Origin of the sequence: Pantoea sp. USMM079, assembly GCF_037153115.1 — a bacterium.
Taxonomy (GTDB): domain Bacteria; phylum Pseudomonadota; class Gammaproteobacteria; order Enterobacterales; family Enterobacteriaceae; genus Pantoea; species Pantoea communis.
On the sequence record NZ_JBBCKX010000001.1, the window covers coordinates 349,844 to 367,023 of the forward strand.

Annotated in this window: 12 protein-coding genes; 9 read left to right on the top strand and 3 right to left on the bottom strand. The window is 57.0% G+C overall.

Going from position 1 to position 17,180, the window contains the following annotated elements; genetic code table 11:
* Positions 1–5: 5 nt before the first annotated feature.
* The 6 genes from nirB to flhE all read left to right on the top strand — a co-directional run bounded on the left by nirB (position 6) and on the right by flhE (position 11,233).
* The gene (gene nirB / locus WFP70_RS01615; protein ID WP_337022412.1) at positions 6–4,073 is read left to right on the top strand and encodes a nitrite reductase large subunit NirB; all 4,068 of its coding nucleotides are present in this window, start codon (positions 6–8) and stop codon (positions 4,071–4,073) included.
* On the top strand, positions 4,070–6,673 hold the full coding sequence (locus WFP70_RS01620; protein ID WP_337022413.1) for a nitrate reductase: 2,604 nt from the start codon (positions 4,070–4,072) through the stop codon (positions 6,671–6,673). The genes nirB and WFP70_RS01620 overlap by 4 nt, the downstream gene beginning before the upstream one ends.
* An 11-nt stretch (positions 6,674–6,684) precedes the next feature.
* Complete coding sequence (cobA, locus tag WFP70_RS01625; protein ID WP_337022414.1) at positions 6,685–7,506, top strand: uroporphyrinogen-III C-methyltransferase; 822 nt, start codon at positions 6,685–6,687, stop codon at positions 7,504–7,506.
* A gap of 87 nt (positions 7,507–7,593) precedes the next feature.
* On the top strand, positions 7,594–8,745 hold the full coding sequence (flhB, locus tag WFP70_RS01630) for a flagellar biosynthesis protein FlhB (RefSeq protein ID WP_097116845.1): 1,152 nt from the start codon (positions 7,594–7,596) through the stop codon (positions 8,743–8,745).
* The gene (gene flhA, locus WFP70_RS01635) at positions 8,738–10,825 is read left to right on the top strand and encodes a flagellar biosynthesis protein FlhA (RefSeq protein ID WP_337022415.1); all 2,088 of its coding nucleotides are present in this window, start codon (positions 8,738–8,740) and stop codon (positions 10,823–10,825) included. The genes flhB and flhA overlap by 8 nt, the downstream gene beginning before the upstream one ends.
* 3 nt (positions 10,826–10,828) lie before the next feature.
* Complete coding sequence (flhE, locus tag WFP70_RS01640) at positions 10,829–11,233, top strand: flagellar protein FlhE (protein ID WP_097116846.1); 405 nt, start codon at positions 10,829–10,831, stop codon at positions 11,231–11,233.
* Positions 11,234–11,268: 35 nt separating this feature from the next.
* On the opposite strand, the gene argS is transcribed toward flhE, so the two are convergent.
* Together argS and WFP70_RS01650 are read right to left on the bottom strand one after the other, a co-directional pair.
* Entirely contained in the window at positions 11,269–12,999 is a 1,731-nt protein-coding gene (argS, locus tag WFP70_RS01645; RefSeq protein ID WP_337022416.1) for an arginine--tRNA ligase, read from the bottom strand.
* Positions 13,000–13,167: 168 nt separating this feature from the next.
* Positions 13,168–13,290 carry a hypothetical protein gene (locus WFP70_RS01650; protein ID WP_007889544.1) on the bottom strand — a complete coding sequence of 41 codons (123 nt, stop codon included), beginning with the start codon at positions 13,288–13,290 and terminating at the stop codon, positions 13,168–13,170.
* 319 nt (positions 13,291–13,609) lie between these two features.
* On the opposite strand from WFP70_RS01650, the gene WFP70_RS01655 reads away from it, so the two are divergent.
* Entirely contained in the window at positions 13,610–14,164 is a 555-nt protein-coding gene (locus tag WFP70_RS01655; RefSeq protein WP_337022417.1) for a VOC family protein, read from the top strand.
* Here WFP70_RS01655 and WFP70_RS01660 read toward each other — a convergent pair.
* The gene (locus WFP70_RS01660; protein WP_337022418.1) at positions 14,161–15,300 is read right to left on the bottom strand and encodes a MalY/PatB family protein; all 1,140 of its coding nucleotides are present in this window, start codon (positions 15,298–15,300) and stop codon (positions 14,161–14,163) included. The two genes, WFP70_RS01655 and WFP70_RS01660, sit on opposite strands and share 4 nt — an antisense overlap.
* 85 nt (positions 15,301–15,385) lie before the next feature.
* Here WFP70_RS01660 and cutC point away from each other — a divergent pair, with 85 nt between their 5' ends.
* Together cutC and WFP70_RS01670 are read left to right on the top strand one after the other, a co-directional pair.
* Positions 15,386–16,138: a copper homeostasis protein CutC gene (cutC, locus tag WFP70_RS01665; protein ID WP_034828632.1), complete on the top strand. Its 753-nt coding sequence runs from the start codon at positions 15,386–15,388 to the stop codon at positions 16,136–16,138.
* A 169-nt stretch (positions 16,139–16,307) separates the two neighbouring features.
* A complete protein-coding gene (locus tag WFP70_RS01670) occupies positions 16,308–17,168 on the top strand; it encodes a hypothetical protein (protein WP_034828634.1) in 861 nt (286 codons plus the stop codon).
* Positions 17,169–17,180 lie beyond the last annotated feature (12 nt).

Below are 17,180 nucleotides of genomic sequence, written 5' to 3' on the forward strand. Positions count from 1 at the left end.
GGGCGATGACTCAGCAGCTGGTGGTGATCGGTAACGGGATGGCGGCGATGCGCATGGTGGAAACCTTGCTGCAACGTGCGCCGGGCCGCTATGCCATCACGGTGATTGGCCGTGAAGCACAGGGCAATTACAACCGCGTGCTGCTGTCACCGGTGCTGTCTGGGGAAAAAGCCTTCGCGGACACGCTGATCCACACGCCGGAATGGTATGTCGCACATGACGTACAACTGCTGATGGGTGAAGAAGCGCTGCAGGTGGATCTCACCGCACGGACGGTGTTCACCGATCAACGCACGCTGCACTGGGACAAGCTGGTGTTTGCCTGTGGATCCCAACCCCGTATGCCGGATCTGCCGGGAGTTGAGCGCCCGCAGGTGTTGGGATTTCGCACCTTGCGCGATGTCGACACCATGCTGGCGCAGGATGGACCGGTGGTGGTGCTGGGCGGCGGGTTGATTGGGGTGGAAGCCGCTGCGGCGCTGCGTCTGCGCGGGCGCGATGTCACGCTGCTGCATCATCGTCCCTGGCTGTTGGATCGCCAGCTGGATCAACAGGCGGGCGCGCAACTGAAACAGCATCTCACTCAGCGCGGGATCCACTGCCGTCTCGGCGTGTCGCTGCAATCGATCCAGCGCGCTCACGTGACGCTCACCGATGGCACGTTGCTGCCCGCGCAGCAGGTGGTGATGGCGATTGGCGTGGTGCCTGAAATCGCCCTGGCGCAGCAGGCTGGCGTGCCATGCCAGCGCGGCATCATCGTTAACCGTCAGCTGCAAACCCAGGTCGCTAACGTCTATGCGCTGGGCGAATGCTGTGAAATCGACGGTGAGACCTTTGGCCTGGTAGCGCCGTGCCTGGCTCAGGCCGACGTGCTGGCGGCACAGCTGACCGGCGCGCCAGTGGCGGATTTTTACCATCAGGAGAGCGGTACGCGGCTCAAAGTCACCGGCATTGAGATGTTCAGCGCGGGCGACATCCGTGAAGGCGACTCTATTACCAGTTTTGATCCTTTCGACGGCCACTATCGCCGTCTGTTCTTACGCGATGGCGCCCTGCGCGGCGTGCTGCTGTTTGGCGACAGTCAGGGTGCCAGTTCGCTGCTAACCCAATTACAACAGGCAGAACACGTGGACATTCACGCGCTGTTTGGTCTGGAGAATCCCTTAACGCAGCCGTGTGCTGCAGGAAGCAATGTCATGAGCAAACCTCTTCTCGCCGTGGTGGGTCACGGTATGGTCAGCCACCATTTTCTTGAGCAGCTGGTGAGTCGTGAACTGCACCAGCACTATCACATCGTGGTGTATGGCGATGAGCCGCAGATGGCGTATGACCGCGTGCACCTCACCGAGTACTTCACCGGCAAAAGTGCCGACGATCTCTCGCTGGTGAGCGAGAACTTCTTCGAGCAACACGGGATAGAGTTGCGCACGGGTTGCGAAGTGCTGGCGATTGATACCGACAAGCGCAGCCTGCGCGATGCCAGCGGTGCGGAACTGGCGTGGGATAAGCTGGTGCTGGCCACCGGATCGATGCCGTTTGTGCCGCCGGTGCCAGGACGTGAAAGCCCACGCTGTTTTGTCTATCGCACTCTGGCCGATCTCGATGCGATTGCCGCCTGCGCCAAACAGGCCACGCGCGGCGTGGTGATCGGCGGAGGTTTGCTGGGTTTGGAAGCGGCCAACGCCCTGAAGCAACTCGGGCTGGAAACCCACGTGGTGGAGTTTGCCCCGCGTCTGATGGCGGTGCAGCTGGATGATGGCGGGGCGCAAATGCTGCGCGGCAAAATCAGCGCACTGGGCGTGCAGATCCACACCAGTAAACAGACCGAAGCGATTGAAAGCCAGCCGGACGGCAGCGTGCTGCTGCGCTTTGCCGATGGCAGCGTACTGGAAACCGATCTGATTGTGTTCTCCGCCGGTATCCGACCACGCGATACTTTGGCGCGTGCGGCGGGGATTCAACTCGGCGATCGGGGTGGCATTGCCATCAACGACGGCTGTGAAACCAACGTGGCCGGCGTTTATGCGATTGGCGAGTGTGCACTGTGGCAAGGTCAGATTTTTGGCCTGGTGGCGCCAGGCTATCAAATGGCGCGCGTGCTGGCAGCTCAACTGGCGCAGGAGGAGCTGGCATTCAGCGGCGCAGATATGAGCACCAAACTCAAACTGCTCGGTGTGGAAGTGGCCTCGTTTGGTGATGCGCATGGCCGCACCGCTGACAGTCAGAGCTATCACTGGACTGACAATCCCAAAGGCATCTACAAAAAACTGGTGGTGTGCAAAGACAACAAAACCCTGCTCGGCGGTGTGCTGGTGGGGGACAGCGGTGATTACAGCAGTCTGCTACAGATGATGCTCAACAAGATGCCGCTGCCGAGTGAACCAGAAAGCCTGATCCTGCCGCAGCTAGCGGGGGCGCCATCAAAAGCACTCGGCGTAGCCGCCTTGCCGGAAGCCGCGCAGATCTGCTCCTGCCACAACGTCAGCAAGGGGGATATTTGTGCCGCCGTGCAGGGCGGTTGCGGCGATATGGCCGCGATTAAAAGCTGCACCAAAGCGGCCACCGGCTGTGGCGGCTGTAGCGCGTTGGTGAAACAGGTGATGGAGCTGGAGCTGGCGAACCAGGGCGTGGTGGTCAAAAAGGATATCTGCGAGCACTTTGCCTACTCACGCCAGGAACTGTATCACCTGATGCGCGTCGGCAATATCACCACCTTTGATCAACTGATCCAGCAGCATGGTCGTGGCCACGGCTGTGAAGTGTGCAAGCCGCTGGCGGGCTCGCTGCTGGCCTCGTGCTGGAACGAGTACCTGCTGAAACCCCAGCATCTGCCGTTGCAGGATACTAATGACCGCTACTTTGCCAACATCCAGAAAGACGGCACCTACTCGGTGGTGCCGCGCGTGCCCGCTGGGGAGATCACGCCCAAGGGACTCATTGCCATTGGCGAAGTGGCGGCCCGTTACGATCTCTACACCAAAATCACTGGCGGCCAGCGCATCGATTTGTTTGGTGCACGGCTGGATCAGTTGCCCGACATCTGGGAAACACTGATCGCTGCTGGCTTTGAAACCGGCCACGCCTACGGCAAATCGCTGCGCACCGTGAAGTCCTGTGTCGGCTCGACCTGGTGTCGGTATGGCGTGCAGGACTCCACCGCTTTCGCTATCGCGCTGGAGAATCGCTACAAGGGGCTGCGTGCGCCACACAAAATCAAAATGGCGGTGTCGGGCTGTACCCGAGAGTGTGCTGAAGCGCAGAGCAAGGACATTGGGGTGATCGCCACCGACAAAGGCTGGAACCTCTATGTCTGTGGCAATGGGGGGATGAAGCCGCGTCACGCTGACCTGTTCGCCAGCGATCTGGATGATGAAACCCTGTTGCGCTATGTGGATCGCATTCTGATGTTTTATGTGCGCACCGCTGACCGTCTGCAGCGCACCAGCGTGTGGATGGACAACATGGAGGGCGGACTTGATTACCTGCGCAGCGTGATCATCGAGGATGCCCTCGGTATCGGCGACATGCTGGAGCAGGAGATGCAATTGGTGGTGGATCGCTACCAGTGCGAGTGGCAAAGCACGCTGCAGGATCCTTCACGCCGCGCATTGTTCAGTGCAACAGTCAACAGTGAGCAAGCGGATGAAACCCTCAACTATGTGCGCGTGCGCGACCAGCGACAACCCGCGGCCATGGAAATCATTCCAGTGACCACGCTGCCTGCTGAACCCTGGAGTGCGATTTGTGATGTGTCCTCGATTCCTGAGGCAGCAGGGATGGGCGCGCGACTGGGTGGCCAGCGTGTGGCGCTTTTCCGCTTAGGTGAGGCGGTCTACGCGCTGGAGGATATTGAGCCGGGCACGCAGGCCAGCGTATTGTCGCGCGGGATTCTCGGCGATGTGGCGGGCGAACCGGTGGTGATTTCTCCGCTTTATAAGCAGCGGATTCGTTTGCGCGATGGGCAGAGTCTGGACAATACCGAGCACCAGCTGCGTTGCTGGCCAGTGCGGGTGGATGGCGGCAAAGTGTGGCTCGGCCATCAGCCCATTCTCGCGCTTGCGGCAGCATCATGAAAACTACCTGTCCTTACTGCGGCGTGGGGTGTGGCGTAGAAGTCAACGCGCCCGATCAGCCGGTGAGCGGGGACCGCCAGCATCCGGCTAACTTTGGCCGCTTGTGCGTGAAAGGCTCAGCGCTGGGTGAAACCCTGTCTCATGAAGGACGTCTGTTGTGGCCGCAGATCCACGGTGAACGCGTCAGCATGGATCGGGCGCTGGATCATGTCGCACAAGGATTGCGCCGTATCATCGATCAGCATGGTCCTCAGGCAGTGGCGTTTTATGGCTCTGGCCAACTTCTGACCGAGGACTACTATACCGCCAACAAGCTGATGAAGGGCTTTATCGGCGCCGCCAATATCGATACCAACTCGCGGCTATGTATGGCGTCGGCAGTGGTGGGCTACAAACGCGCATTCGGTGCCGATGCCGTGCCCTGCTGTTATGAAGATATCGAACAGGCGGATATGGTGGTGCTGGTCGGTTCAAACGCGGCGTGGGCGCATCCGGTGGCGTGGCAGCGGCTGGTGCAGGCGAAAACCGATCGACCAGAAATGCAGTTGGTGGTAATCGACCCACGTCGCACCGCCAGCTGTGATATCGCCGATCTGCATCTGGCCCTGCAGCCGGGGTCGGACAGTGCGCTGTTCGCCGGGCTGCTTAACTGGCTGAGCGACAATGATGCGGTGGATGCAAGCATGCTGCCCCATCTGTCCAACGTCGAAGCCACGCTGGCGGCCTGCAAGGCCTGGGATCTGGCCACAGTCGCCGCCGCCTGCCAGCTCAGCGAGCAAGATATTGTGGCTTTCTGGCAACGGTTTGCCCAGCAACCCCGCGTGGTGACGTTGTGGTGCATGGGAATCAACCAGTCGCAAACCGGCAGTGACAACAATAACGCCATCATCAATGCCCATCTGCTCAGCGGAAAAATCGGCTATGCAGGCGCGGGTCCCTTTTCATTAACCGGACAGCCGAACGCCATGGGCGGGCGTGAGGTCGGTGGCCTCGCCAATCAGCTGGCGGCGCATATGGGGTTCAGCGAAGAGGAAGTGGACCGCGTGAGTCGCTTCTGGAACAGCCCGCAGGTGGCGCGCCAGCCCGGTTTAACGGCGGTTAATCTGTTCAATGCGATTGATCGTGGCGAGGTCAAAGCAGTGTGGATTATGGGCACCAATCCGGCAGTGTCGATGCCTGAGGGGAATCGTGTCGCTCAGGCGTTGGCAAAGTGCGAACTCGTGGTGGTGTCGGAAGTGAGCGCGCGCAGTGATACCGCTGATTTAGCGCACGTCTTGCTGCCCGCGCAAGGGTGGGGCGAGAAAAACGGTACGGTGACCAACTCCGAGCGGCGCATTTCACGCCAGCGAAGTGTTATTGCCCCAGCTGGCGAAGCGAAACCTGACTGGTGGTTACTGGCGCAGGTGGCTCAGCGTCTGGGATATACCGAAGCCTTTGCCTGGCAGCATCCCAGCGAAATTTTTGCTGAACATGCGGCGCTGTCTGGCTTCGAAAATCATGGCCGCCGCGCTTTCGACATCAGTGCACTGGCGCATATCACCCGTGAGCAATATGACCAGCTGGCACCCGTGCAGTGGCCGCTTAACGACCGTGCACCGAGTGGCACCGCACGGCTGTTTGCCAATCGTCGTTTCTTCCACGCGGATGGCAAAGCACGTTTGCTGCCGCCCGCCATTCCGGTTAAGACGCTCACCAGCGCGCGTTACCCCTTATTGATGAACACCGGACGCATTCGTGACCAATGGCACACCATGACGCGCACCGGCAACGTGTCGCGCCTGATGCAGCATTACGATGAGCCTTTTGTCGCGCTACACCCGCACGATGCGGCGGCACATGGCCTAAGTCAGGGCGATCTCACTCGCATGCAGTCGGCATTGGGCTGGTGGAGTGGTCGTGTGGTGATCGACAGTGGCTTAACCCGCGGCCAGCTGTTTGTCCCGATGCACTGGACGCGTCAGTTTAGTGCGCAGGCGAATGTCGACGGATTAATAGCGGCTCAATGCTGTCCCGACTCGGGGCAACCTGCGTTGAAGCAGACCGCAGTGCGTTTGCAACCGCTGCGTCCGTTGTGGCAGGGATGGTTGTTCATGCCTGAGGTGATAACACCATCGAAACTGCTGTATTGGTCGCGTGCGCCGCAACAGGGAGCACAGCGTTATGTGCTGGCGGGTGAGGCGCAGGCAGCAGATTGGTTGATGCAGTTACCCGCTATGCAGGAAGTGCAGTGGCAACAGGCGCAGGCGGGACAGCAGTTACACATGCTGGGCTGGCGCAGCGGACGTTTGGTGTGTGCGTTTTATGCCGCGCCCTGGTTGCCAGAGATTGATCATGGCTTCGTGGCGCGAGCCTTCACGGAGACGCCAACGTCTCCTCAGCTGCGTCATGCGCTATTGGGTGGGCGTCCGGCTCAGGGGGAAAGCCAGGGCCGGACAATTTGCAGCTGTTTCGGCGTGGGAGAAGTGGCGATCCGTCGGGCGATCGAGCAGGGCTGCGGCTCGCCAGCGGCACTGGGGGCAGCGTTAAAGTGCGGCACCAACTGTGGCTCCTGTATTCCGGAACTTAAAAACTTACTGGCAACCCTGCGCGTGGCGCAGTAGCGGAGAACATCATGACTCAGGCCATTGAGCGTCTTGAAAAACTGTTCAATTTCCAAAGTGGGGACTCGGCGCCGGGCTGCGTGTGGCTGGTGGGCGCAGGGCCGGGTGATGTCGAATTACTGACGCTGAAAGCACTACGCCTGATTAAAAGCGCTGATGTGGTGGTGTATGACCGCCTGGTAAGCGACGAGATCATGGCTGAAGTGCCGTCCTCGACGCTGTCGATCGATGTCGGTAAAAAGCCCGGTAGCCATGGTCTGAAGCAGGCGCAGATCAATCAGCTATTGGCCGATCTGGCGGCCAGTGGGCGGCGAGTGGTGAGGTTGAAGGGCGGCGATCCCTTTATTTTTGGGCGCGGCGGAGAAGAGATGCTGTTTCTGCAGCAGGCGGGTATTACCTGCCAGATAGTGCCCGGCATCACTGCCGCAGCAGGTTGTGCGGCAGCCAGCGGCATTCCGCTGACGCATCGCGACTGTGCGCAGTCTTTACGGCTAATCACCGGGCACGGCAAAAGCGGTGAGCCACAGCTGGATGATGCCAGTTTAGCCGCCAGCAATCAGACGCTGGTGTTTTACATGGGATTGAAATGGAGCGCCAGCATCAGCGCCCAGTTGCAGGCGCACGGTCGCGCTGCCGATACGCCGGTGGCGATCATTGAAAATGGCACGCGCCCTGACCAGCGCGTGATGGTGACCACTCTGGCGGATCTGACCGTCACCATTGCGCGTGAGCAGGCGCAATCTCCCGCACTGCTGCTGGTGGGCGAAGTGGTACGCTTTTATCGCCAGCCTCATACCGCCGATCACTGCGCAATTTCACTTATGGCTAAATAAACTCGTATTTTCCCCCCTTAATCCACGCTTTAGCCTTGGCGGGTTTTGGCATCCTATGCTCAGAATTCCTGCCAGCTGAGGTATGTCGTGGCTGAAGAGAGCGACGAGGACAAAACAGAATCGCCCACGGCGCACCGACTAGAGAAGGCGCGAGAAGAGGGGCAGATTCCGCGATCGCGCGAGCTGACATCGGTACTGATGCTGCTGGCGGGCTTGCTGATCCTGTGGCTCGGCGGCGAACTGATGGCTGAACAGCTGGCCAGCATGTTGGCCACTGGCTTTCGCTTTGACCATGCCATGGTGACCGATGACAAAATGATCATCGCCCACATTAGCAACCTGATCGGCCAGGCAGTGATGGCGCTGCTGCCGTTGATGGCAGGCCTGGTGATTGTGGCGATAGCTGCACCGATGCTGCTGGGTGGGATCAATATCAGCGGTAAATCGATCAAGCTGGATTTCAGCAAGCTGAACCCGTTGAGTGGTCTTAAACGCATGGTTTCCTCACAGACCTGGGCGGAACTGCTAAAAGCCATTTTGAAGGCGGTGCTGGTGGGTCTGGTGGGTGGCTGGTACATCTGGTCGCACTGGCAGGAGATGCTGCGGTTAATCAGTGAATCACCCACCAACGCGCTCCATCACGGTTTAACCATGATCGCCATTAGCTGTGCGTTGATCATGCTGGGCCTGGTACCCATGGTCGGTTTCGACGTGTTCTGGCAGCTCTACAGCCATTTCAAAAAGCTGAAAATGTCCCGCCAGGAAATCCGCGACGAACACAAACAAAACGAAGGTGACCCGCACGTCAAAGGGCGCATTCGTCAGGCGATGCGTGCGGCGGCCCGTCGTCGCATGATGGCAGATGTACCGAAAGCCGACGTTATCGTCACCAACCCAACGCATTACTCGGTAGCGTTGCAGTATCAGGAAGGCAAGATGAGCGCGCCAAAGGTGATTGCGAAAGGGGCCGGGGATATTGCGCTAAAAATTCGTGAGCTGGCAAAAGAACATCGCATTCCGATTTTAGAAGCACCGCCGCTGGCGCGTGCGCTGTATCGACACACGGAAATTGGTCAGTTCATCCCCGGCGCGCTTTACGGTGCCGTGGCGGAAGTGCTGGCCTGGGTATGGCAACTGCGTCGCTGGAAACGCGAAGGTGGCTTGATCCCAACCAAACCAAAACAGCTGCCGGTTCCGGCAGACATGGACTTTGCAGGAGAGAACAGAAACGATGGCTAATCTGGCCGAAAAGCTGCGTTTACCGGGCAACTTTAAAGACACGCAGTGGAAGGTGCTGGCTGGACCGATACTGATCATGTTGATCCTGTCGATGATGGTGCTGCCGTTACCTGCCTTCATTCTCGACCTGCTGTTCACCTTCAACATTGCCTTATCGATCATGGTGTTGTTGGTGGCAATGTTTACTCAGCGTACGCTGGAATTCGCGGCATTCCCGACCATTCTGCTGTTCTCAACGTTGCTGCGCCTGGCGCTGAACGTCGCCTCAACCCGTATTATCCTGCTTGAGGGCCATACGGGTGCCGATGCCGCCGGACGCGTGGTTGAAGCTTTCGGCCACTTCCTCGTGGGAGGTAACTTTGCCATCGGTATCGTGGTGTTCATCATCCTCGTTATCATCAACTTTATGGTTATCACCAAAGGTGCCGGACGTATCGCCGAAGTGGGCGCGCGTTTTGTGCTGGATGGGATGCCCGGTAAGCAGATGGCGATCGATGCTGACCTTAACGCCGGTTTAATCGGGGAAGAGGAAGCCAAACGTCGTCGTAGCGAAGTGACCCAGGAAGCCGATTTCTACGGCTCAATGGACGGTGCGAGTAAATTCGTACGTGGTGACGCCATCGCCGGTATTTTGATTATGGTGATTAACGTCATCGGCGGTCTGCTGGTGGGCGTAGTGCAGCACGGCATGGATCTGGGGCACGCAGGTGAAACCTATACACTGCTGACCATCGGTGATGGATTGGTGGCACAGATCCCGGCGCTGGTCATCTCTACCGCTGCGGGTGTTATCGTGACGCGCGTCAGCACCGATCAGGATGTGGGCGATCAGATGGTCTCCCAGCTGTTTAGCAATCCGCGTGTGTTGATGCTGAGTGGTGGTGTTATCGGTCTGCTCGGCCTGGTGCCGGGTATGCCCAACTTTGTCTTCCTGCTGTTTACCGCCGCGTTGCTCGGTCTGGCCTGGTGGCTGCGCGGTCGAGAGATGAAACCGAAGACTACCTCGGAACCTTCTAGTCTGGTCAAAACGCAGGAGACACCCGCCACGGTGGAAGCTTCCTGGAAAGACGTGCAGCTGGAAGATTCGCTAGGTCTCGAAGTGGGTTATCGCCTGATTCCCATGGTTGATCATTTGCAAAACGGTGAGCTGCTGGGCCGCATCCGCAGTATCCGTAAAAAAGTCGCACAGGAGGTGGGCTTCCTGCCGCCGGTGGTGCACATCCGTGACAACATGGAGTTGCCGCCTGCGCGTTACCGCATCCTGATGAAAGGCGTGGAAATTGGCAGCGGTGATGCCTATCCTGGGCGCTGGATGGCGATCAACCCTGGGACTGCAGCCGGTTCTTTGCCGGGTGAACCGACCGTCGATCCTGCCTTCGGTTTAGCGGCAATCTGGATCGATAGTGCGCTGAAAGAGCAGGCGCAGATTCAGGGCTTTACCGTGGTAGAAGCCAGTACCGTGGTGGCAACGCATCTTAACCACCTGATTGGGCAATACGCCAGTGAACTGTTTGGTCGTCAGGAAGCGCAACAGCTGCTGGATCGCGTGACCCAGGAGATGCCGAAGCTGACGGAAGATCTGGTGCCGGGCGTTATCACCCTGACCACCCTGCACAAAGTGCTGCAGAACCTGCTGATTGAGCGTGTTTCGATCCGCGATATGCGCACCATCATCGAAACCCTGGCGGAACATGCGCCGGTCCAGACCGATCCGCAAGAGCTGACCAGCGCGGTGCGTGTGGCGTTGGGCCGAGCAATTACCCAGCAGTGGTTCCCGGGTAACGGTGAAGTGCAGGTGATTGGACTGGATGCCACCTTAGAACGCCTGCTACTGCAAGCCTTGCAGGGCGGTGGGGGGTTAGAGCCCGGCCTGGCCGATCGTCTGTTAGTGCAGACGCAGGGTGCATTGCAACAGCAAGAGATGACGGGTGCACCACCGGTGCTGCTGGTGAACCATCCGCTGCGTGCTTTGCTGGCGCGCTTCCTGCGCCGCAATCTGCCACAGTTGGTGGTGCTGTCAAATATGGAGCTGACCGACAATCGCCAGATCCGTATGACCGCCACCATTGGGGGCAAATAACCGATGCGCCGTTGGTGTTGGACTCTAATGATGTTGCCGATGATGGCGCTACCGCTCTATGTGGATGCAGCAGGATCCTGGCATGACAGTGCCAGTGGTCCGAGCCTCGGCGTGCGCGGCAACTGGCACACGACGCCAGCTTTAAAAGCACCTTCGCCCGCAGTGGGCACTATTACGGTGGTGAATTGGCGTTACCAGTTGAGCCGTCCAGCCCCCTCGGGGCTGATCGTGCGTTTGTGTGCGACTCAGCGTTGCGTAGAGATTGAGGGCGGCAGTGGTTCAACGCGTAGCCTGGCGAATATTCCGGCTGACGAGACGCTGCATCTGGCGTTCGGTTTTCAGGGGAAGGGCGCGTTACCGCCGGGATTACGAGTGGTGAGCAGTGAAGTGACGGTGAATTACCAATAGCCAATAAAAAACCCGCCGAGGCGGGTTTTTTGTTACTACATACGCTCGACGGTTTTGATACCCAGCGTATCCAGACCTTGTTTCAGCGTTTTAGCGGTCAATGCAGCCAGTTGCAGACGGCTGTTACGCACCTGCTCATCCTCGGCGGAGAGGATTGGACAGTGCTCGTAGAAGCCAGAGAACAGGCCTGCCAGATCGTACAGGTAAGCACACATCACATGCGGCGTGCCATCACGCGCAACCTGGGTGATCACTTCTTCAAACTGCAACAGGCGAGTTGCCAGTTGCGCTTCACGCTCTTCGGTCAGCACGATGTCGCCGCTCAGGCTGTCAGCTTCAATGCCGGCTTTACGGAACACAGAAAGCACGCGCGTGTAGGCATATTGCATGTATGGTGCAGTGTTGCCCTCAAACGCCAGCATGTTATCCCAGTCGAAGATGTAATCGGTGGTGCGGCTTTTTGACAGATCGGCATATTTCACCGCGCCGATACCCACCACTTCCGCCAGATCTTTCAGCTCCTGCGCTGACATTTCCGGGTTTTTCTCGCTGACCAGCGCATGCGCACGCTCAACGGCTTCATCCAGCAGATCGGCCAGCTTAATGGTGCCACCGCTACGGGTTTTAAATGGACGGCCATCTTTGCCCAGCATCATGCCAAACGCATGGTGCTCCAACGGCACAGACTCGGGCACGTATCCGGCTTTACGCACAATGGTCCACGCCTGTTGCAGATGTTGATGCTGGCGCGAATCGATGTAGTAAAGCACGCGGTCGGCATGCAACGTCTCATAGCGGTATTTGGCGCAGGCGATATCGGTGGTGGTGTAGAGGTAGCCGCCATCCTTTTTCTGGATGATCACGCCCATCGCTTCGCCTTCCTTGTTTTTGAACTCATCAAGGAATACCACGGTTGCGCCTTCGCTGGTTACGGCCAGCCCTTTTTCACGCAAATCGCTTACGATGCCAGGCAACATATCGTTGTACAGGCTTTCCCCCATCACATCTTTACGCGTCAGCGTCACGTTCAGGCGGTCATAGACTTCCTGATTCTGGCTCATGGTGATATCCACCAGTTTTTTCCACATTGCACGGCAATATTCGTCGCCGCCTTGCAGTTTCACCACATAACCACGGGCGCGTTCGGCGAAGACTTCGTCCGCATCATAGGTGACTTTGGCTTCCCGGTAGAACTCTTCCAGATCCGCCAGCGCGATATCTTCGTGGTGCTCATTCTGCTGCTTTTCCAGATAGGCAATCAGCATACCGAACTGAGTACCCCAATCGCCGACGTGGTTGGCGCGGATCACGTTGTGGCCGAGAAATTCCAGCGTACGTACTGCAGCGTCACCGATGATGGTGGAACGGACGTGACCGACGTGCATCTGCTTGGCGACGTTGGGTGCCGAGTAGTCAATGACAACGGTTTGTGGCTTGAGGCTGCTGACGCCAAGGCGCGGCAATTGTAGAGCCTGCGCGGCCTGGGTAGCCAACCAGTAGCGATCGAGGAAGATATTAATGAAGCCGGGGCCGGCGATTTCGACTTTGCTGGCGATGCCGGCGAGATCCAGATGCTGAATCACCTGTTCAGCCAGTTGGCGCGGAGCCTGACCGAGCTTTTTCGCCACAGCCATGATACCGTTCGCCTGATAATCGCCGAACTGCACTTTAGCCGACTGACGAACCTGAGGTTCACAATCTGCTGGCGCACCCGCCGCTACCATTGCCTGACCGACTTTATCGGATAGAAGAGCCTGAATATTCACCGCGTTACCTTCATATGCTGAAAAGGCCCGCCAGTGGCGGCGAGCCGATGCCTTCATCCCGCAATAGCGCGGCGGGATGGAAAAATAAGAGGGGAAGTATACGTGAAATGTTAAAGTGCGTCAGCTTTTAGCATGCGCAATGGCGGGTAACAGCAACCCGCGCGCCGATTAACGGCGACGCGGGTGACGACGAGGATTTTTAACGCTTTTGTCTTCACGCACCTTCCAGTGGCGGGAAATTGCAAATCCCATCAATGCAATCAGGACCGCGACAACAATGAGCATAGACATAGAGCCATTCCTTGTAGTTGTGAAACACAAATTTATAAGAAAGGGTATCAAGCTGCAATTGTTTGCAACTCAAATAAGACTTATCTCATTGTATTAATTATCGTTAATATTAACAGTGATTTAAGGTGTTTTCATAAAGTAACTGCTGGACCTATTTAGGCGAGTAATCCTAAAGAGAGGGCCTATTTATGCGGTTTCAGGTCTTTTCCATGATGAAATCGGAGGAATCCGACGACTTTGTCAAGCGGATTCTGAAACGCTGCTGTTTTTAAATTGATTAAAATAATTGAACTGATATTAATGTGTCTGGAGTGTTGAGATGAATTTTCCTGCGGAACTGAGTGATTTAGAACAAGACCTGGCTCGATTTGAGCACTCCTTGCAGCAATTTGCTGAAAGATTAGGGCTGCGGTTATCAGAACATGAGGCCGATCACCTGGCGGTGCGCTGCCATCAGTTCGCCACGGCGGAGCGCTGGAAGGCGGGATTGCAGCAGATGGGCAGTCAGTTTTCCGAAGCAATGATCAACGGACGCCCGATCTGCTTGTTCAAATTGCATCAGCCGTTAACGATCGCTGGATGGCAGGTCGATGTGATTGAGTTACCCTGGCCGGGTGAGAAATTGTATCGCCATGAAGGCTGGGAACATGTGGAAATCGTGTTGCGCGGTGAGCCCGAAACATTGGGTGTGCGCGCGATGGCATTGCTCTCCGATCATGCACTGACGCAACCCGGCATTTCGTTCAAAACCAGCGCGCCAAAAGGTGAGCATGAGCGTTTGCCCAACCCGACACTGGCGGTGACGGACGGGCAAACTACCATCAAGTTTCATCCCTGGCGACTGGAAGACATTGTCGCCAGTGAACAAGGCTAACGCCGTGCCATGACTGCGCTATGCAATCGGCTCACCGCCTGTTCCAGTAAGACGCGAGTACAGCCGAAGTTAAAGCGCACGAAGTTGTCATCACCAAAATCGCGGCCGGGTGAAAAACCGAGGCCGTGTTTTTCAAAATAGAGCGCGGGGCTGGCCACATCCAGCTGGCTGGCATCAATCCAGCCGAGATAGGTCGCTTCGGGCGAATTCATGTGCAGTTCGGGGAGTGCACTCACCTGCGCCACTAGCCAGTCGCGATTCGCCCGCAGGTATTGGATTTGCGCCTCCAGCCATGCATCACCTTCACGCCAGGCTGCTTCTGCTGCCACCAGTGCGAGAATATCGACCCCTGGCACAATACCTTCGCGTACCTGTTTGAACCGTTTGCGTAATTCAGGATTGGGGATGATCGCCATTGATGCGCCGAGACCAGCGATGTTGAAGGTTTTCGAGGGCGATATCAGCGTAATGCTGCGCTGTGCAGCATCATCACTCAATGCTGCAAAAGGAATATGGCGGGCATCGGGCGACAAAATCAAATCACAGTGAATTTCATCAGAACAAACGATTAAATCGTGTTGCTGAGCAAACGCCAGTTGCGCCTCCAGTTCCTCGCGACGATACACGGTGCCGCCGGGGTTTTGCGGATTGCACAGCATCAGCAGGCGTTCATTGCCCTGCATCGCAGCCGTATCGAGATCGACGACCCAGCGGCCATGCTGTAAATGCAGCGGCAAGTTGATCTGTTCACGCCCGGCGAGTTTTGAGGCCGCGCGGAACGGTGGATAAATCGGCGTTGGCGCGACTGTGCGTTGCCCAGCCTCGGTAAACGCGCGGACCGAAAGGTTAAGACCACTGACGACGCCAGGCAGCATAACGATCCATTCCGGCTGAATATGCCAGTTGTAGCGCTGCGCCAGGCGGGAAACAGTGATATCAATCAATCCAGTGGGTGTGCCGCCATAGCCAAAAACACCGTGATCGGCGCGTTTTTTAATGGCCTCAATAATGCAGGGCGGCGAGCGAAAATCAGTGTCTGCAACCCATAAAGGCAGCACATCACGATCGCCATATTTGTGCCACTTCAAACTATCGCTGTGACGACGGTCTATCCATTGATCAAAATCGAATGCCATAGTGAGGTTTCCACGTAAACTGTCCAATTAAGCAGACTAACTTAAGCCATCCTCTCGAGCCAGAAGTCATGAAAAGGAGCAAGCTATGACGAAACTGGAAATTTGTTGCTACGGCATCGACTGTGCAATGACTGCACAGCAGTCCGGTGCCGATCGCGTGGAACTGTGCAGTGCCCCACGCGAAGGCGGGCTGACGCCGTCAGCTGGCGTGCTGGAAGCCGCACAACGTGAACTGTCCATACCGGTTCACCCGATTGTTCGCCCGCGTGGCGGCGATTTTTGTTACACCGCACAGGAATTTGAGGTGATGAAATCCGATGTTGCACTGATGCGTGAACTCGGTTTCCCTGGCGTGGTGATCGGCATGTTGGATGAAGATGCCCATGTTGATATTGTGCGCATGCGGCAGATCATGGCGCTCAGTGATGGCATGGCGGTGACCTTCCACCGCGCTTTTGATTTGTGCCACAGCCCCAAACGTTCGCTGGACGTACTGACGGATTTAGGCGTTGCGCGTATTTTGACTTCCGGCCAGCAGCAGAGCGCGGAAACTGGAATTGCATTGTTGCGGGAACTAAATGAACTGAGCACGGGTCCAATTATCATGGCCGGTGCAGGTGTTCGTTTGAGCAATTTGCAGAAATTTATCGATAGTGGTCTGCAGGAAGTTCACAGCTCCGCCAGCCGACTGGTTGCTTCGCCGATGCGCTACCGTAAAGCCGGTGTCTCCATGTGCTCCGAAGCAGAAGTCGACGAATTCAGCCGAACTTGTGTCGACGGCGATGTGGTCGAAGCGATGAAAAGCATGCTGGAAATGACCGCAGTTCGTGTCGCCTGAGTTCGCACCCCTTTTGCCGCGCAGCACGCCAAAACTCTGACGTGATGTTTGCAAGTACCAAACCCCAGTGAATTTTGCTGGGGTTCTTTTTGTCTTCTGTACAGCCGTTGATAGCGCATTGTTAAAAAAGATGCTTTGATTACTTTATGGCTTAGCGCGGATAACATTCATGAAATCCTACTCTTGTGCTGTTTTAGTGCTGTTGTTTCCCTTGTCTGGTTCAGCGCTGGCGGTGAGCACTGCCTGTCCGCCTCTGAGCAAAAATATTACCAGCAGCAACAACTGGATCATGCTGGGTGGTGATGCCAAAGGCGCGGTACGTCAGGTCGTAGCCGGTGAGTTTGGTAAAGATGTCGATTCGCAAAAACGCGTGCTGGGGCAGTTCGATCAGTGCGGGGATTTGATGGTTGCCGACATTACGTATGACAAGAACGAAGGCAACGTGGTGCTGACCATGGAACAGCACATCGCCCGCGTGCAGCGAGGTTGGGTGGCGGAGTATGCCTACCTGGTCAAAGTGGTAAAAGCGGGCAAAGAGGAAGTGGTGGATAACCGTCAGGGCACCATCAGCTGGCAAATGGGTCAACATGGCAACATCATCAGTTCTTCCGACAAATTTACCAGCATGGGCAAGGATGGCTTCACCGATACCACTTACCGCTACGACAAACATTTTCGTCTGGAGAAAAGCGTCGCGCGCGGCAGTGATGTGATGACCAACGGAGAGAGCACCTGGCGCTGGAATCCACAAGGGCTGGTCACCTCATCGTCCAGTGCACGCGGTAAAGACACCTACAGTTATGATAAGCAGTGGCGAGAGCTGCGGCTTAATGGCTTCGCTACCACGCCTGTCAGTACCTTAAGTTCAGTTGACGAGTGTCAGTTATGGGATGAGGTGGGCAACTGTACGCTAAGTTATCTGCATGAAACCGAGGTGTTTGCTAAAGGCACCATCGAGCGCCACCTGAGTTCTGCGTACAAATATCAGTACTGGGATCGCCCGCCAGCCGTAGCGGATGACGGGGAATAAAGGCGTCTTATC